17 protein-coding genes and 1 tRNA gene are annotated in these 16,231 nt (G+C 53.6%); 10 read left to right on the forward strand and 8 right to left on the reverse strand.

Features of this window, described 5'->3' with window-relative positions; translation table 11 throughout:
- The first annotated feature begins 20 nt into the window (after positions 1-20).
- From SBO83_RS09225 to SBO83_RS09245, 5 genes are all read left to right on the forward strand, one after another.
- Entirely contained in the window at positions 21-1,211 is a 1,191-nt protein-coding gene (locus SBO83_RS09225; protein WP_396131296.1) for a redoxin family protein, read from the forward strand.
- Positions 1,212-1,310: 99 nt separating this feature from the next.
- The gene (locus SBO83_RS09230) at positions 1,311-1,577 is read left to right on the forward strand and encodes a BufA1 family periplasmic bufferin-type metallophore (protein WP_034793372.1); all 267 of its coding nucleotides are present in this window, start codon (positions 1,311-1,313) and stop codon (positions 1,575-1,577) included.
- An 18-nt stretch (positions 1,578-1,595) separates the two neighbouring features.
- The gene (gene bufB, locus SBO83_RS09235; RefSeq protein WP_396131297.1) at positions 1,596-2,432 is read left to right on the forward strand and encodes an MNIO family bufferin maturase; all 837 of its coding nucleotides are present in this window, start codon (positions 1,596-1,598) and stop codon (positions 2,430-2,432) included.
- Positions 2,429-3,181 carry an HvfC/BufC family peptide modification chaperone gene (locus SBO83_RS09240; RefSeq protein ID WP_396131298.1) on the forward strand — a complete coding sequence of 251 codons (753 nt, stop codon included), beginning with the start codon at positions 2,429-2,431 and terminating at the stop codon, positions 3,179-3,181. The genes bufB and SBO83_RS09240 overlap by 4 nt, the downstream gene beginning before the upstream one ends.
- A gap of 15 nt (positions 3,182-3,196) precedes the next feature.
- Entirely contained in the window at positions 3,197-3,679 is a 483-nt protein-coding gene (locus SBO83_RS09245) for a DoxX family membrane protein (protein ID WP_396131299.1), read from the forward strand.
- A 54-nt stretch (positions 3,680-3,733) separates the two neighbouring features.
- Here SBO83_RS09245 and SBO83_RS09250 read toward each other — a convergent pair whose 3' ends face one another.
- Both SBO83_RS09250 and SBO83_RS09255 read right to left on the reverse strand, forming a co-directional pair.
- Complete coding sequence (locus tag SBO83_RS09250) at positions 3,734-4,099, reverse strand: hypothetical protein (RefSeq protein WP_353503467.1); 366 nt, start codon at positions 4,097-4,099, stop codon at positions 3,734-3,736.
- A gap of 160 nt (positions 4,100-4,259) precedes the next feature.
- Positions 4,260-4,336 (reverse strand) — tRNA-Ile (locus SBO83_RS09255).
- A gap of 142 nt (positions 4,337-4,478) precedes the next feature.
- Here SBO83_RS09255 and mug point away from each other — a divergent pair.
- Positions 4,479-4,979: a G/U mismatch-specific DNA glycosylase gene (mug, locus tag SBO83_RS09260; RefSeq protein WP_396131300.1), complete on the forward strand. Its 501-nt coding sequence runs from the start codon at positions 4,479-4,481 to the stop codon at positions 4,977-4,979.
- Between the two features lie 78 nt (positions 4,980-5,057).
- On the opposite strand, the gene rpoD is transcribed toward mug, so the two are convergent.
- From rpoD to rpsU, 3 genes are all read right to left on the reverse strand, one after another.
- Positions 5,058-6,896, reverse strand: a complete 1,839-nt coding sequence (rpoD, locus tag SBO83_RS09265) for an RNA polymerase sigma factor RpoD (protein WP_353503460.1) — start codon at positions 6,894-6,896, stop codon at positions 5,058-5,060.
- 164 nt (positions 6,897-7,060) lie between these two features.
- On the reverse strand, positions 7,061-8,809 hold the full coding sequence (dnaG, locus tag SBO83_RS09270; protein ID WP_396131301.1) for a DNA primase: 1,749 nt from the start codon (positions 8,807-8,809) through the stop codon (positions 7,061-7,063).
- A 136-nt stretch (positions 8,810-8,945) separates the two neighbouring features.
- Positions 8,946-9,161, reverse strand: a complete 216-nt coding sequence (rpsU, locus tag SBO83_RS09275; RefSeq protein ID WP_001144069.1) for a 30S ribosomal protein S21 — start codon at positions 9,159-9,161, stop codon at positions 8,946-8,948.
- A 312-nt stretch (positions 9,162-9,473) separates the two neighbouring features.
- Here rpsU and tsaD point away from each other — a divergent pair, with 312 nt between their 5' ends.
- Complete coding sequence (gene tsaD, locus SBO83_RS09280) at positions 9,474-10,487, forward strand: tRNA (adenosine(37)-N6)-threonylcarbamoyltransferase complex transferase subunit TsaD (protein WP_396131302.1); 1,014 nt, start codon at positions 9,474-9,476, stop codon at positions 10,485-10,487.
- A 78-nt stretch (positions 10,488-10,565) separates the two neighbouring features.
- Here the strand turns inward: tsaD and plsY are convergent, their stop codons facing one another.
- Positions 10,566-11,219, reverse strand: a complete 654-nt coding sequence (plsY, locus tag SBO83_RS09285) for a glycerol-3-phosphate 1-O-acyltransferase PlsY (protein WP_396131303.1) — start codon at positions 11,217-11,219, stop codon at positions 10,566-10,568.
- A 107-nt stretch (positions 11,220-11,326) separates the two neighbouring features.
- Between plsY and folB the strand changes: the two genes are divergently transcribed.
- Entirely contained in the window at positions 11,327-11,683 is a 357-nt protein-coding gene (gene folB, locus SBO83_RS09290) for a bifunctional dihydroneopterin aldolase/7,8-dihydroneopterin epimerase (protein WP_396131304.1), read from the forward strand.
- A 149-nt stretch (positions 11,684-11,832) separates the two neighbouring features.
- Positions 11,833-12,660: an undecaprenyl-diphosphate phosphatase gene (bacA, locus tag SBO83_RS09295; protein ID WP_396131306.1), complete on the forward strand. Its 828-nt coding sequence runs from the start codon at positions 11,833-11,835 to the stop codon at positions 12,658-12,660.
- 76 nt (positions 12,661-12,736) lie between these two features.
- On the opposite strand, the gene SBO83_RS09300 is transcribed toward bacA, so the two are convergent.
- Positions 12,737-13,972: a multifunctional CCA addition/repair protein gene (locus SBO83_RS09300; RefSeq protein WP_396131307.1), complete on the reverse strand. Its 1,236-nt coding sequence runs from the start codon at positions 13,970-13,972 to the stop codon at positions 12,737-12,739.
- Positions 13,973-13,980: 8 nt separating this feature from the next.
- Entirely contained in the window at positions 13,981-14,601 is a 621-nt protein-coding gene (locus SBO83_RS09305) for a TIGR04211 family SH3 domain-containing protein (protein ID WP_185689177.1), read from the reverse strand.
- A 239-nt stretch (positions 14,602-14,840) separates the two neighbouring features.
- On the opposite strand from SBO83_RS09305, the gene SBO83_RS09310 reads away from it, so the two are divergent.
- Entirely contained in the window at positions 14,841-16,148 is a 1,308-nt protein-coding gene (locus SBO83_RS09310; RefSeq protein WP_396131308.1) for a CYTH domain-containing protein, read from the forward strand.
- Positions 16,149-16,231: the final 83 nt, after the last annotated feature.

Here is a 16,231-nt window from a genome sequence, read left to right on the forward strand (position 1 = left end):
CCCGTCGTCAGGGAGTTCTCATGTCAATTCTGATTGCTTATCTGGGCGGAATGCTCACTTTATTAAGCCCGTGCACGCTGCCGGTGATCCCGCTGGTATTTGCCGGAGCGGGCAGCAATAAACGCCATTTCGCGGCTCTGCTCGTCGGCATGGTGCTGACTTTCACGCTGGTGGCTTTGCTGGCAACGGCAAGCAGCGAGTGGGTAGTGCATGCCAGTAAATATGGCCGCTGGCTGGCGCTGGGCTTACTGGCTATCACAGCACTTTCGCTTATCTCTGAGCATTTTGCCCAGAAGATTGCGCAGCCCGCGGTGCGCCTTGGCTCCCTGCTTGATAGCCGCAGCCGCCAGCAGCGGGGGGTGACCAGCGCTCTGCTGGCCGGTGGGGCAGTCGGGTTGTTGTGGGCACCCTGCGCGGGGCCGATTCTGGGGGCCATTCTCAGTACCACCATGCTCAACGGAGCCTCCGGGCAGAGTGGATTACTGCTGCTGGCCTACGGCAGCGGCTGCGCGACGATGCTGGCAGTGCTGTGGTTTTGCGGCGACAAACTCTTGGCCAAGCTGCGAGCTAAAATGGCGATCACCGTACGTTTTCGCCAGATGGCCGGGGTGATGATGTTGGCGTCGGTAGTGTTTATCGCCTCGGGGGCTACCAGCTTGCTGGATACCAATAGCGCCGTCGGCCAGCAGTTAGAGCAGCATCTGCTGACACTTAAGCCTTCGCCGGCCAAGAGAGTCGTTCTGCAACCCGTTGATATTCAGGCGCCGTCCAGCCAGATGCCGTCTCTCAATGGCGCTATAATCTGGCTGAACTCCCCGGCACTCACGCCAGAGCAGTTAAAAGGCAAAGTGGTGCTGATCGACTTCTGGACCTTCGACTGTATTAACTGCCAGCACAGTATTCCCCACGTTCGCGAGTGGGCGGAGAAATATCAATCTCAAGGTCTGGTGGTTATTGGTATTCACACCCCGGAGTATCCGTGGGAAAAGAATATCGATGCTGTGAAACAGGCGCTGAATAAATGGAGTATTAAGTATCCTGTCGCCATTGATAATAATTACGCCATCTGGAATGCCTTCGGTAACCAATATTGGCCTGCGCATTATTATTTCGATGCTAAAGGACAATTGCGTTATCAGAACTTCGGGGAGGGTAATTATCAACAGCAAGAAAAAGTCATTAATGCGTTATTGGCCGAAGCTAAGGCTTAATTTAATAAGGAGGTAATTTCACATTAGATAATCTCGCTGTGTTAATGCTGTGTCTGTAATCATTTATTTAATTTAACTCTCAACTTTCTGGAGCTTTATATGAAACGTATTGCTATGTCCGCTATTGCCTTATCTCTGATCTCTTTTAGCGCTGCCTCTTTAGCTGCTGAAGCCACGGGCCCCAATTTAGAGCGTTGCTTTGGCGTGGCGAAAGCGGCAGATAACGACTGTAAGGCCGGGGCGGGCACCACCTGCGCCGGGACTTCCAAAATCGATTATCAGAAAGACGCCTACAAGATGGTTCCGCAAGGCACCTGCACCTCAATCCAGACGCCAAAAGGCCACGGTTCACTGACCGAAGGCTAAGCCAAAAGGGCCACCACCATGACGACAATAACTCAACTGGGTGCCGGGCTTGGGCTGAAGCCGGAGCATTACCAGCAGGCGCTTAACAGTCCGGCGGACGTTTGGTTTGAAGTCCACAGTGAAAATTATCTCATGGCCGGTGGCCCGCGCAGGGAGTGGCTGGAGGCGATTCGCCAGCAGCACGCGATTTCCCTGCATGGCGTTTCGCTCTCTCTGGCCGCCGACGCCCCGCCGGACGCCGCGCTGCTCTCTCGCCTAAAAGTGCTGGTGGACGAGGTTAAACCGGCCTTGGTTTCCGAGCATTTGGCCTGGTCACAGTGGGACGGCGCTTACTACCCGGACCTGCTGCCGGTGCCGCGCACCACGCAGGTGATGCGCCGGTTAATCGACAATATCGACCGGGTGCAGGACGTGCTGGGCAGGCAGATTTCGCTAGAGAACCCAACGCACTACCTGCATATGCCGGAGCACGAGTGGGATGACATCGCGTTTCTGCATGAAGTGAGCTGTACCACGGGGTGCGGGCTGCTGCTGGACATCAACAATGTGTGGCTCAGCGCCCACAACCTGGGGTTTGACGCCGGCGCGTGGCTTGACGGTTTTCCGGCAGACAGTGTTACCGAGATTCATCTGGCCGGATTCAGCAGCGACGAAGGCGGCAGCAGCTTGCTGATCGACAGCCACGACAGCCCGGTGTCCGACGACGTTTGGGCGCTTTATCAACGACTTATTCAGCGCATCGGCGCGCGCCCCACGCTGATTGAACGTGACGACAAACTGCCCGAGTTCGCCGTGTTATTGCAGGAGCAGCAGCGAGCACGAGGCATTCTTCACACCTACGGAGGCTGGCGATGAACGACGAACTGGCCCGATACCATCAGGCTTTTATCCGCGCCCTGTATGACGAGAACAGCGCCGAGCTGGCGCATTTACAGCAGCAGCCGGGCTTCTCGGTCTATCGCAACAGCGTGCTGAAAGGCTGCATCGACGCGCTTCAGGCCAATTTCCCCAGCGTCGCCAGCCTGACCGGTGAGCATTTCTTCCGCGAGATGGCGCGGCAGTACGCGCTGGTGGAGCCGCCACGGGAAGGGATGCTGATTCGCTACGGCGAGTTTTTCCCGGCATTTATTGCCACTTACCGGCCCGCTGCCGAACTGGGCTATCTGGCTGACGTGGCGCGGCTCGACTGGCTGTGGCTGGAGGTGTTTTGCGCCAAAAAGACAGCGGCCTTGGAGGTGCAGGCATTGACCGGGTTGTCGCCAGAGTGGGTTGGCGAAAGGGTTTTAACTCTTCGCAGCGCGGTGCGCTGGCATTGGCACCCGAGCCTGCCGGTCTTCACCCTGTGGCATTTCAACCGTTACCAAACTGCGCCGCCGGAGAACATCCAGTGGCGCGGCGAGGGCGCGCTCTTGGTGATGCGCCAACAGAGCATCGAGGCCGAGCCGATAAGCCGTGGCGGCGCGGCATTCCTCACCGCCTGCCGCGATGGCGCGAGCCTGAACGCGGCGAGCGAACGGGCATTACTTACAGAGCCGGCATTAGACATTGGCCCTTTTTTCACGCGCTTACTGCATCTCGGCGTTTTTGCCGCGATGGCGCATTAATTCGTAGAGGTAATAATGAAAACGACAGACATATCTTTGAATACTCAGGCTTCTGCTGAGCAGGGCTTGCGCGGATTGTGGAATGCCACGTGGCGCGGCGTGCAGCGTCTGGTTAGCGACAACCTGCTGCTGCTGGTCGCCCGAGTGGGTATCGCAGCGGTGTTCTTCCTTTCTGGGCGCACCAAAGTGACGGGTTTTATGACCCTTAAGCCTTCGACCTATGAGCTGTTTAAAACCGAATACGCCTTGCCGCTGATCCCCTATGACATTGCCGCGCATCTGGCGACCTTCGCCGAGCACACCTTCCCGGTGCTGCTGGTCCTCGGCCTACTCTCCCGCTTCGCCGCCAGCGGCCTGCTGTTTATGACGCTGATTATTGAGATCTTTGTCTATCCCGACGCATGGCCAACCCACTTGATTTGGGGAGGATTGCTGCTGATGGTCATCTCACGCGGAGCCGGGAAGTGGTCGCTGGATCGGGTGTTGGGGTTGGTTTGAGGTAGGAGTCAAAGCCAGTTTTGGGGCTGGCTTTGACTTAAACAATGACCAAGCTTACCAGGCTAGCTTCTCTTTGCTGGCTTTCTCGTTTTGGTCATACATCATTTTGATGGTGGTGTAGTTACACATATCCACAGGACCTTTGCAGTAATCTTTGATCACTTTATCCATGATCTTTTTGTCTTTCGCTTCAGTCAGCGCTTTGAAATCAGACAGGTTTTTCTTCTCCATCATGCGCAGCATAGAGTCCTGACACATATCCAACTGCCCGTCGCAATATTCCTTCTTCACTCTCGCCTGAATGTACTCAATGACCTCTTTCTTCTGCGCTTCTGAACCATCGAATTTCATCGGGTTCACGAAAGCGGCGCTAGCCATGAATGTGCATGTCATCAGAGCAAAGCCCAGAATTTTTTTCATCAGAATGTCCCTTTACGTTATACGAATCATTTAGCGCGCGAATGGTAACATTTTCTAATGGGTGGATCATTTATGTTACGGATGATCTAAAGAGGGCTTATGGAAGATGTAAAAAAGCCACCCGACAAGGTGGCTTAAATATCTGAATCTAAATCGAATTTGGTGGCCCCTACTGGACTTGAACCAGTGACCAAGCGATTATGAGTCGCGTGCTCTAACCAACTGAGCTAAGGGGCCGTGGGGCGGGATTATACGGTAAGTTGCTGTTACAGGTCTACTGGTGTTCTGTTTGTATGCGCGTTTTATGTGCAATTGTAGACTGTTGTCATTCAAGCGTTTTTTTGCGATAACTCAGGTAAATACGTCTTAGGGATGCATTATGATTACCGATATTATTGCCGAGGATTTGTGCGTGGTTTTCTGTGGGATCAACCCCGGCCTTTCGACTGCGCATCACGGTTTCCATTTCGCTAACTCTAATAATCGCTTTTGGAAAGTTATCCATCAGGCGGGGTTCACCGAGCGTTTGCTGAAGCCGGAAGAGGAGCAGCACCTGCTGGACACGCGGTGTGGCATCACCATGCTGGTTGAGCGCCCGACGGTAGAGGCCACTGAGCTGGTGCGCGATGAACTGCGCGAGGGCGGGGCGGCGCTGACGGCTAAGATTGAGCGCTATCAGCCACGTGCTCTGGCCGTGCTGGGTAAGCAGGCGTTCAGTAAGGCGTTTGGTATCAGCAAAGTGAGCTGGGGGCGTCAGACGTTAAAAATCGGTAAGACGGAAGTCTGGGTGTTACCGAACCCAAGCGGGTTGAATCGCGCGACGCTGGACGAGCTGACGGCGTCTTACCGCGAGCTGTATGACGCGCTGAACGCGCAATAATTTGCGGCTGGCTGAAAAGCAAAAGCCCCGCGGCGGCATCACCATCGCGGGGCTTTTTAATGACGTTTAATCTAAAGATTAGTCGTCGAGGAAGCTGCGCAGCACTTCAGAACGGCTTGGGTGACGCAGTTTGCGCAGAGCCTTAGCTTCGATCTGACGGATACGTTCGCGGGTAACGTCGAACTGTTTACCCACTTCTTCCAGCGTGTGGTCGGTGTTCATATCGATACCGAAACGCATGCGCAGGACTTTAGCTTCACGCGCGGTCAGACCGGCAAGAACGTCGTGTGTTGCAGAACGCAGGCTTTCTGAGGTTGCCGAGTCCAGCGGCAGCTCGAGGGTGGTATCCTCGATGAAATCACCCAGATGCGAATCTTCATCGTCGCCGATTGGCGTTTCCATGGAGATAGGCTCTTTAGCGATTTTCAGCACTTTACGGATTTTGTCTTCCGGCATCAGCATACGTTCAGCCAACTCTTCCGGCGTCGGCTCGCGGCCCATCTCTTGCAGCATCTGGCGTGAAATACGGTTGAGTTTGTTGATAGTCTCAATCATATGCACCGGAATACGGATGGTACGCGCCTGGTCGGCGATGGAGCGGGTGATAGCCTGACGGATCCACCAGGTCGCATAAGTTGAGAACTTATAACCACGGCGATATTCAAACTTATCAACGGCTTTCATCAGGCCGATGTTACCTTCCTGAATCAGATCAAGGAACTGCAGACCACGGTTGGTGTATTTCTTGGCGATAGAAATAACCAGACGTAAGTTTGCTTCAACCATCTCTTTCTTCGCACGACGCGCTTTCGCTTCGCCGATGGACATACGACGGTTGATATCTTTAACCTGCTCGATGGTCAGGCCGGTTTCTTCTTCGATTTGACGCAGTTTCATCAGGCCGCGTTGCACTTCTTCGGTCACTTCTTTCAGCTTCTCAGACCATGGTTTGCCCATAGCCAGAGCGGCATCAAACCAGGTTTGGCTGGTTTCGTTGCCGGCGAACAGGTTGACGAAGTTTTTCTTCGGCATTTTGCACTGTTCAACACAGACTTTCATGATGAAACGTTCCTGAGCACGGACGCGATCCATCATGGAACGCATGCTGTTAACCAGGAAGTCGAACTGTTTTGGTACTAAACGGAACTGTTTGAAGACGTCGGACAGTTTCAGAATTTCTTCTGCGGCGCTTTTGTGATTACGGCCGTTTTTCTTGATGACAGCGCGTGTGGCTTCGTGCTGCTCACGCAGTTCGGTGAACTTCTGGCGCGCCAGCTCTGGGTCGATGCTGTTGTCGTCTTCAGCGTCGTCATCTTCATCTTCGTCTTCGTCGTCGTCGTTTTGCTCTTCAGTCGTCAGTTCAGAACCAACGTGAGTGGCAGTCGGCGCGATCTCTTCTTCTGCGTTCGGATCAACGAAACCGGTGATCAGATCAGACAGACGCGCTTCGCCCGCTTCAACGCGATCGTACTGTTCGAGCAGGTAAGTGATGGCTTCTGGGTATTCGGCAACTGAGCACTGGACCTGGTTGATACCGTCTTCAATACGCTTAGCGATGTCGATTTCGCCTTCACGGGTCAACAGTTCAACGGTACCCATTTCACGCATGTACATGCGCACGGGGTCAGTGGTACGTCCAATTTCAGATTCAACGCTGGAAAGCACCTGAGCAGCAGCTTCGGCTGCATCTTCGTCAGTATCAGGACGGTTTTCGGCCAGCATTAAGTCATCGGCGTCAGGAGCTTCTTCAAGAACCTGGATGCCCATGTCGTTAATCATCTGGATGATGTCTTCGATCTGGTCGGAGTCGACGATATCTTCCGGCAGATGGTCATTGACCTCAGCATAGGTCAGATAGCCTTGCTCCTTACCACGGGTGACAAGTAGCTTAAGCTGTGACTGCGGGTTTTGCTCCATAAGACGGTATCCACACTTCAGAGTATTTGGGTTGGTGTTGGTCAGCGAAACCGCCAACAATAACGTTTACCCGTTAGGGTATCGGGGCGTTTACTTGTTGCCGCGGCCCGCGATGGCGGCATCGTGCGGGACTCTGTCCCACTATATATCGGCACTTAAGCCGTTCAATTTTTCTTCGCTAAAACCTGATTTAACGAGCTGACTTCGGCGCGTTCTTCCGGGCTAAGCCCGTGGGTTCTGGCTTTAGCGATTAATTCTTCAAGCCGCTGCTCTAAAATCGAGTCATAGAGGCTGGCTAGCGTGGCGCGAAACTCTTCTTCGACCATATCCTCAACGATCATATGGTTCCAAGTAGCCAGAGTTTCAAGCTGCTGGTAGAACTTATTGTCGCGATACAACTCAAGCAACTGGCCGGTAGTCAGGCCCGGCTGGGCTAAGCAAGTGGTTACTAACTCGCTAAACAGATCCAGTCCCGGTTGCTTCGCTCGCTCCAATCCTTGCAGCGAGGGTATAAGTGTAGCCAGTTGTGGATTTTGTACCAGTAACCCAATAAGTATACGCATGGTTGTGCGTTTTAGCTGGGGCACCTGATAGGTATTGCCACTATCGACCTGCTTAGGAACCAGTTTTTCGAGCTGGCTGTCGTCTAAAATACCGAGCTTATTGCCTAGCTGCTGGCGCAAATACATGCGCAGCGTCTCGCCGGGTACCTGGCGAATCAAAGGTAGCGCCAGCATGCTCAACTTGGTACGCCCGTCGGGGCTGCTCAAATCGACCTGCGGCATCAGCGATTCAAACAAGAAGGTTGAGAGCGGCAGCGCCTGCTCCATCCGTTGTTCGAAGGCTTCTTTACCTTCTTTACGCACCAGCGTGTCTGGATCTTCGCCGTCGGGTAAAAACATAAAGCGTAACTGGCGGCCGTCGCTCAAGTAGGGCAGCGCTGTTTCTAACGCACGCCATGCTGCTTCGCGACCGGCTCTGTCGCCGTCATAGCAACACACCACGTTATCCGTGGCGCGGAACATCAGCTGAATGTGGTCGGCGGTGGTCGAGGTGCCTAAGGATGCAACGGCATAATCGATGCCAAACTGCGCCAGCGCCACGACGTCCATATAACCTTCGACAACCAATAAGCGTAAAGGTGTCGGATGTTTCAGCTGTGCTTCATAAAGGCCATACAACTGGCGGCCTTTATGGAAAATCTCGGTTTCGGGGGAGTTCAGATATTTTGGCGTACCCTCGCCTAATACCCTGCCACCAAACGCAATAACCCGGCCGCGCTTATCGCGGATGGGGAACATGACGCGTTCGCGAAAACGGTCATAACTGCGTCCGTTGTCATTGGTGACCAACATACCCGCATCAATTAATGAGGCTTTGTCATCGGCATTTTTGCCAAAACGCTTGAAGGCGTTGTCCCAGCCAGGAGGCGCGAAACCTATGGCAAAATGAGCGATAACATCTTCACTTAATCCGCGCTGAGAAAGGTATTCTCTGGCAGGTGCGCCAACGGGTTGTTTAAGTGATTGCTGATAGAAGTCGGCAAGCGGCTCCATCAACTGGTAGAGGCTCTGACGCTGATGGCGCTCCATCTGGCTTGGACCGGTGCCCGCTTCATACGGCACTTCCAAACCCTGCATTGTCGCCAATTCCTCGATACTTTCGACAAACTCAAGCCTGTCGTAGTTCATCAGGAAGTCGACGGCGTTGCCGTGGGCTCCACAGCCGAAACAGTGATAAAATTGCTTATCGCCGTTTACAGTAAATGAGGGTGTTTTCTCATGGTGGAAAGGGCAGCACGCGTGGTAATTCTTACCCTGTTTCTTCAGCTTTACGCGAGCATCGATAAGGTCCACGATGTCGACACGAGCCAGTAAGTCATTGATAAATACGCGTGGAATTCTCCCAGCCATAAGCCCCTTACTCACTAGCCTATAAACGAGAACAAGCCGCGCATTCCTTTCGGAAAGCACGGCATGCGTATGCAACTACTCATCGATCCTGTGTGCTTTTGCGAGAGCAAATACACGGTGGGGTTGCCCCCGAAGATTAATACAGACGAGTGCGGCGTGCGTTTTCGCGAGCCAGTTTCTTGGCGTGGCGTTTTACTGCAGATGCTTTAGCGCGTTTACGTTCGGTAGTCGGTTTTTCATAGAACTCACGACGACGAACTTCTGCCAGAACACCCGCTTTTTCGCAGGAACGTTTGAAGCGACGCAGAGCTACGTCGAACGGCTCGTTTTCACGTACTTTAATTACAGGCATGTGCCTCTCACCTCGATAAAATCGGTTTGTTTGCTGGTTTGTACCAGCACATTTCAAAATGGTGCGGAATTTTACTCCAACTTGCGCTGCGTTGTAAAGCATAACGGCAAATTGAAGCAGCGCCTCCCAACCCATCTATTTCCAAAAGTGCGCTCGCTTTTGCGTCGGCCGGCGATTATATACCAATCAACTTAAATTGCTCGACATTAATTGGCAAAAGCAGCGGATTTGCTTCTGAGAAGCAGCGCTGACGCGGCGTTGTGTGCTAAACTGCGCGCCGCGAGTTAGCGCGAGAATAAGATGGAAAACGTGATGCGAGTACTTGGTATAGAAACGTCCTGCGATGAAACCGGCATCGCTATCTATGACAGCGAAGCGGGCTTGTTAGCCAACCAATTGTATAGTCAGGTAAAACTGCATGCTGACTACGGCGGCGTGGTGCCTGAACTGGCGTCGCGTGACCACGTGCGCAAAACGATTCCTCTCATTCAGGAAGCTTTGAAAGAAGCCGGGCTGACGGCCAAAGACATCGACGGCGTGGCTTATACCGCGGGTCCGGGTCTGGTTGGCGCGCTATTAGTGGGTGCCACCATCGGCCGCTCTCTGGCCTTTGCCTGGGATGTTCCAGCCGTGCCGGTTCACCATATGGAAGGGCATCTGCTGGCACCTATGCTGGAAGACAACCCGCCAGATTTCCCGTTTGTTGCTTTGCTGGTTTCCGGCGGCCACACTCAATTAATTAGCGTCACTGGCATTGGTAAGTACGAGTTGCTGGGTGAGTCTATTGATGACGCCGCTGGCGAAGCATTCGATAAGACCGCAAAATTGCTGGGTCTGGACTACCCCGGTGGCCCGATGCTGTCGAAGATGGCGCAGCAGGGGACTGAAGGGCGCTTTACTTTCCCGCGCCCGATGACCGACCGTCCGGGGCTGGATTTTAGCTTCTCAGGTTTGAAGACATTTGCAGCGAACACCGTTCGCGCTAATGATGACTCGCCACAAACTCACGCTGATATTGCACGGGCTTTCGAAGATGCCGTGGTGGATACGCTGGCAATCAAATGCAAGCGCGCGCTGGATCACACCGGCTTCAAACGCCTGGTTATGGCGGGAGGCGTCAGTGCTAACCGCACGCTGCGCGCCAAGTTGGGCGAGATGATGACTAAGCGCGGTGGCGAAGTGTTCTACGCGCGTCCTGAATTCTGTACCGATAACGGCGCGATGATTGCTTATGCTGGCATGGTGCGTTTGCAAACTGGCGCGACGCAGGATCTGAGTGTGTCTGTGCGTCCGCGCTGGCCTTTGGCTGAGTTGCCGCCAGTCTGAATGGGGCTGCGGCTGTGTTGCTGCGGCAATAAAAAAAACGACCTCTTGAGGTCGTTTTTTTGTGTCTAAAATCTGAGTTTATTTGTCGTTTTCAGCGTTCTTTGCCGCTTCTTGCGCGGCTTTTTTAGCTGCACGTTTCTGCTTCAACTTATCCCAGATTTTGCCCTCTTGCCCACGCCACAGACGCTGGATGTTGTCGTGGTGACGCAACAGAATCAGACAGGAGAGCATGGCGACAGGGAAGGTGAACTGTGGCTTGAACCACCAGACATAGAATGGCGCAATCAGCGCGCTGATGATGGCGCCGAGTGACGAGTAGCCGCTCAGCAGGACGGTGAGCAGCCAGGTGCCGGCCATCAAGCCCGTAAGGTCAAAGCCGATGGGCGCGATAGCACCGAAGGCTGTCGCTACGCCTTTGCCACCCTGAAAACGGAAAAAGACCGGATAGATGTGACCGAGACAGGCGGCGATGGCGGTAATGCCAAGATAAACCGGGGAGACGTCGAGGCGGTAAGCCAGCCAAACCGGCAGCATGCCTTTTAACACGTCGAAGATGAGCACCGACGCGGCGGCGGCGCGGCCACCAATTCGCAAGACGTTAGTGGCCCCCGGATTGCCGGAACCCTGTGTGCGTGGATCGGGTAATCCCGCTACCCGACAGACCAGAATTGCACTGGAAATCGAGCCGCAGAGATAGGCGAAAATAATCATGCCAAGCGCGGTAGCACTCATAACGCAGTTCCGTCTAATAGGGGTCGTTTTAATCGCAACATCCATGGATAATACGCATTTTCCGCCGGAAGTGGTATCCGGCTGACCCAAAAACAGAGAAACGCGTGATGGATATCGTATTTATTGAGCAACTGAATGTAATCACCACCATTGGCGCTTATGACTGGGAACAGACCATTAAGCAGAAGCTAGTGTTCGATATCGAAATGGCATGGGACAACCGCCAAGCCGCTGCCAGCGACGATGTTAATGACTGCCTGAGCTACGCCGATGTCAGCGAAGCCGTCATTCAGCACGTTTCAACGCAGAATTTCGCGCTGGTCGAACGCGTCGCGGAAGAGGTCGCCAGCCTATTATTATCTCGCTTCAACTCACCGTGGGTACGTATTAAGTTGAGCAAGCCGGGCGCCGTGGCGGAAGCGACTAACGTTGGGGTGATTATTGAGCGGGGCGCGCGCGGCTAAATTTGCGAATTAAATATCATCGCCTGCAACTCATCGCGCGAATTTTTGTCATAAAAAAGCGCTAGAAATAAGGCGTTTAAAGACATTACTGTTTCAGCGATATCCATTTCGATGTCGCTACTTCTCCCTCTGTATAAGTTGGATATTAAATGGTCGTTGAAAGTCATTCATTGCTGATTGCAGCAATTTTGGGTGTTGTCGAAGGGTTAACTGAATTTTTACCGGTTTCCTCAACCGGGCATATGATCATCGTCGGCAACCTTTTGGGTTTCACCGGTGATACCGCAAAGTCATTTGAAGTCATTATCCAACTTGGCTCGATCATGGCGGTGGTCGTGATGTTCTGGCGCCGACTGTTCGGCATGATTGGGATTCATTTTGGCAAGCCGCCTGTCCACGAAGGCACAGGAACAGGGCGACTCAATCTGGGCCACATTATACTGGGCATGCTGCCCGCCACGGTTATTGGGTTGATTTTCCACTCGCAGATTAAAGCCCTGTTTGAGCCGAAAAACGTTATCTATGCGTTGGTGGTCGGTGGGGTGTGGCTGATAGCCGCAGAGCTGCTCAAGCCGAAGAAGCCGCGTGCCGAAGGCGTGGATGATATGACTTACCGTCAGGCGCTGATGATTGGTGTCTGCCAGTGCTTAGCGCTATGGCCGGGGTTCTCGCGTTCTGGCGCGACCATTGGCGGCGGGATGCTGAGTGGGGTGAGCCGCTATGCGGCCTCGGAGTTCTCTTTCCTGCTGGCCGTGCCGATGATGTTGGGCGCTACCGTGCTGGACCTCTATAAGAGCTACACCTTCCTGAGCATGGCAGATTTGCCAATGTTCGCCACGGGCTTTGTGGTGGCCTTCTTGGTGGCGTTAATCGCGATCAAAACCTTCCTGTCGGTGATCAAACGCTTCTCGTTTATTCCCTTCGCCATCTACCGTTTTGTGGTGGCTTTCGTGGCATACACTGTTTTTATCGCCTAAAAAACCCGTTTTTCTGGTGTAGAAATGCAAACCGCAGGAACATGAGTCCTGCGGTTTTTTATTTTAAATGAGGAAATTATTCGGCGGGATCTTGCAGCGCTTTCCAGTCGGCGATGGCGCGAATACGCTGTTTCTTCAGCTCTTCTTTGATTGCCAACCCTTCTAAACCTGAATTTACGATGTCTTTAATCGACACGGTGAGTGCTGCGGCATAGGCTTGGCGCAGGTAATCGCCCTGTGGATAAGGGTTCTGCTCGAAACCGGTTCGCCCGCGAGCATCAGCCTCGCTGGTGAAAATCATCTGCTCGAGCCGCTGTGGCTTGCGCCAAACATCAATAGTGTCGAACAGCTTTAGAATCGTTTCTGGACGCAATTTATTGACCGTGTGGATCAGGTCATGGAATTCAGCGACCAGCTTCGCCAGATCGCGAATATGGGTTGGCACTCGGAGCCGCTGGCAAAGATTTTCCACCAGTTTAACGCCCGCCGGGCCGTGGCCGTGGTGATGCGGCCAGTATTCCGGATTGGTCAGCCCTTTGCCCAAGTCATGGCAGAGTGCGGAGAAGCGAATATCAACATCCGGCGTCAGCTCTGCGGCAATTTTCAGGGTCATCAGGGTATGAATGCCGGTATCGATTTCCGGATGCCATTTCTCCGGTGCGGGCACGCCAAACAGCGCGTCAACCTCTGGGAACAGTACCTTCAGCGCGCCACAGTCACGCAGCACTTGGAAGAAAACTTGCGGGTCCTGCGTTTGCAGCGCCTTTTCCGTCTCTTTCCACACGCGCTCGGCCGTCAGGGCTTCAAGCTCGCCGGAATCCGCCATTTGCTGCATCAGTTGCTGGGTTTCTGGCGCGACGCTGAAACCAAGATGGGCAAAGCGCGCGGCAAACCGCGCCACGCGCAAAACGCGCAGCGGGTCTTCACCAAAGGCATCAGAAACGTGGCGCAGCAGGCGATTTTCGATATCGCGCTGGCCGTGGTAAGGGTCGAAGAGTTCACCTTCGGCACTTTTGGCGATGGCGTTGATGGTCAGGTCGCGACGCATCAAGTCCTGCTCTAATGTGACATCTGGCGCGGCGTAACAGGTAAAACCGTTATAACCGCTGCCAGATTTTCTTTCCGTGCGAGCCAGCGCGTATTCATCATGAGTCACCGGGTGCAAGAACACGGGAAAGTCCTTGCCAACCTGCTGATATCCCTCAGCAAGCATGTATTCCGGCGTGGCGCCAACCACTACCCAGTCGTGCTCGGTAACCGGCAGATTTAACAAACTGTCTCGGACTGCGCCGCCGACCAGATAGATTTCCATTATGTGACTCAGCTCATCCAGCGATCATTTTTCTTACGGCGAGGCACCAGATGCGGCAGGATTAAGCCCAACAGCAGGCCAACACCGGCGACACCGCCGCCATACATGAACCATTGTAAAATGATAGTACGCTGTTTGTCGTCAAGCTGAACATTTACCGCGCTCACTTTCTTCTGCGCCACAATCAGCTGATTTTTCAGGTCCTGATTCTCTTTCTTCAGGCCATTAATGATGCCATCGCTCGACGAAACTTTTTGCTGCATTTCAGCCGTGCGCTGGTTCCAGCTGGAATCAATGTTGGTCAGCTTGTCAGTCAGGGTTTTCACCTGCTGCTCTAAATCAGGAACGCGGGTGCGGATGCTTGGCACATTGCTCAACTGGTCCAGAGGGATCCAGGCGGTTTTACCTTTAGAGTCAATGATTTCGCCGTACTTAGTGCTGTCATTAACGCTACGCAGGGTGACTTCGTCACCGGCATTTAGCGTGCCAACGATACGATATTGATTACCCGGACCACTGTGGATATAAGTGATCAGATCGTCGGAAATGTAGCGCTTTTCATCGGCGTGAGCGCCCCAAGTGATGCTTAAACTAAGCAAAGCGAGACCAATTAGGCGGAGTTTCTGCATTATTTCATCGTTTCTTTGTGAATTTATGGAACGCGATGTAGGAACCGACGTTATGAGGGTTTGATACTAAGGGCAACAGTTTGACTACGCAACGTATAAACAGGAATGGGAACTATCTTACTATCCCGTTGCATGCGGCTTGCGGCCAGACCCTGTGTTAGAATTGCGACTTATCGCTAACTCCTTTTGTCGGCTTTATGACAGCCTTTTGACATCCAGAACTCGGTGTGAAGATCACTATGACCGTAGAAATAGAATTAAAGTTTATCGCCACTGCCGCGGCTATCGCCGAATTACCGGAGCAATTGGCGCAATTTTCCAGCCAACACTCTGCTCCACAGAAGCTGACCAACATCTATTACGAAACCGCTGATAACTGGATGCGCAGCCACGATATGGGCCTGCGTATTCGCGGTTTTGACGACCAATATGAGATGACCATAAAAACCGCCGGTAGCGTGGTAGGGGGCTTGCACCAGCGCCCGGAATACAATGTTGAGCTGAAGAAGCCGACCTTAAAACTCAGCGCTTTCCCGAAGGAAATCTGGCCAGAAGGCTGCAAAGTCGCTGCGCTACAAAAGGCGCTGTTGCCGCTGTTTTCCACCCATTTTATGCGCGAGAAGTGGGTGATCACTTACCAGCAAAGCGAGATTGAGCTTGGTTTGGATCAGGGTGAAGTGGTGGCCGGAGAGCTTTCCGAGCCTTTAGCTGAAATTGAGCTGGAGCTGAAAAGCGGCAACACCGCTGACCTGCTGGCGCTCGCCGCGTTGATTGGTCAAAACGGCGGGCTGCGGCAGGGCGGCTTGAGCAAGGCTGCCCGTGGTTATCACTTGGCGAAAGGCAATCCGGCGCGCGAACCGCGCCCGCTGCCCGTATTCAAGGCCGCGCCGAAAGCCACGGTGGAGCAGGCAATGGAGGGCATTTTGGCTCTCGCGCTGGACCAGTGGCAATATCACGAAGAGCTGTGGGTGCGCGGCGACAAAGCCGTGCGTCTGAGCGTGCTACAGGCTGTTGAAGCCGTGCGTCAGGCGTTGGTGCTGTTCGGCGGGCTGATCCCACGTAAAGCCTCAACTGAACTACGCGCCTTGCTAACCGACTTACTGCCAGCGCTGGAGCAGAAGGGCGCCGACGCCCAGGCCGTGTGTTACAGCCCGGCCTACCTGAAATGTAAGTTAGCACTCACTTCGTGGCTGACGACTCAGCAGTGGAAACCTTTCATTGATGAGAAAGCGCAGAAGAAGCTTGATGGCTCCTTCAAACGTTTCGCCGACATCATGTTGGGCCGCACCGCCGCTGATTTAAAAGAGGCATTCGGCCAGCCGCTGGATGAAGATGGCTTCCGCGACCAGCTGGCTCGCCTAAAGCGCCAGATCATCTCTTTCCATATGTTAGCGGGCGCTTACTCACCTGAAGAGTACAACCCTTACATTAATGGCTGGCTTGAGTTGCAGCAGGCGATTATCCAGCAGCAGCATGCGTGGGAAGATTCTGCCCGCCAGCACGCCGTGATGATGGACGCCTTCTGGCTCAACGGCAAAGTCAAATAACAAGCCGCGTTTTGGTTTATGGTGAAGTTTAATTGAACAAGTGGCCTGAGTCTGACTCAGGCTTTTTTGCGAAAGGAACCTGA

Source organism: Ewingella allii (assembly GCF_044430645.1).
Lineage (GTDB): Bacteria > Pseudomonadota > Gammaproteobacteria > Enterobacterales > Enterobacteriaceae > Ewingella > Ewingella allii.

Bases quoted from the DNA above. Each gene is read 5' to 3' on its own strand.
- SBO83_RS09225 (WP_396131296.1), top strand. From the start codon at position 21: ATGTCAATTCTGATTGCTTATCTGGGCGGAATGCTCACTTTATTAAGC.
- SBO83_RS09230 (WP_034793372.1), top strand. From the start codon at position 1,311: ATGAAACGTATTGCTATGTCCGCTATTGCCTTATCTCTGATCTCTTTT.
- bufB (WP_396131297.1), top strand. From the start codon at position 1,596: ATGACGACAATAACTCAACTGGGTGCCGGGCTTGGGCTGAAGCCGGAG.
- SBO83_RS09240 (WP_396131298.1), top strand. From the start codon at position 2,429: ATGAACGACGAACTGGCCCGATACCATCAGGCTTTTATCCGCGCCCTG.
- SBO83_RS09245 (WP_396131299.1), top strand. From the start codon at position 3,197: ATGAAAACGACAGACATATCTTTGAATACTCAGGCTTCTGCTGAGCAG.
- SBO83_RS09250 (WP_353503467.1), bottom strand. From the start codon at position 4,099: ATGAAAAAAATTCTGGGCTTTGCTCTGATGACATGCACATTCATGGCT.
- mug (WP_396131300.1), top strand. From the start codon at position 4,479: ATGATTACCGATATTATTGCCGAGGATTTGTGCGTGGTTTTCTGTGGG.
- rpoD (WP_353503460.1), bottom strand. From the start codon at position 6,896: ATGGAGCAAAACCCGCAGTCACAGCTTAAGCTACTTGTCACCCGTGGT.
- dnaG (WP_396131301.1), bottom strand. From the start codon at position 8,809: ATGGCTGGGAGAATTCCACGCGTATTTATCAATGACTTACTGGCTCGT.
- rpsU (WP_001144069.1), bottom strand. From the start codon at position 9,161: ATGCCTGTAATTAAAGTACGTGAAAACGAGCCGTTCGACGTAGCTCTG.
- tsaD (WP_396131302.1), top strand. From the start codon at position 9,474: ATGCGAGTACTTGGTATAGAAACGTCCTGCGATGAAACCGGCATCGCT.
- plsY (WP_396131303.1), bottom strand. From the start codon at position 11,219: ATGAGTGCTACCGCGCTTGGCATGATTATTTTCGCCTATCTCTGCGGC.
- folB (WP_396131304.1), top strand. From the start codon at position 11,327: ATGGATATCGTATTTATTGAGCAACTGAATGTAATCACCACCATTGGC.
- bacA (WP_396131306.1), top strand. From the start codon at position 11,833: ATGGTCGTTGAAAGTCATTCATTGCTGATTGCAGCAATTTTGGGTGTT.
- SBO83_RS09300 (WP_396131307.1), bottom strand. From the start codon at position 13,972: ATGGAAATCTATCTGGTCGGCGGCGCAGTCCGAGACAGTTTGTTAAAT.
- SBO83_RS09305 (WP_185689177.1), bottom strand. From the start codon at position 14,601: ATGCAGAAACTCCGCCTAATTGGTCTCGCTTTGCTTAGTTTAAGCATC.
- SBO83_RS09310 (WP_396131308.1), top strand. From the start codon at position 14,841: ATGACCGTAGAAATAGAATTAAAGTTTATCGCCACTGCCGCGGCTATC.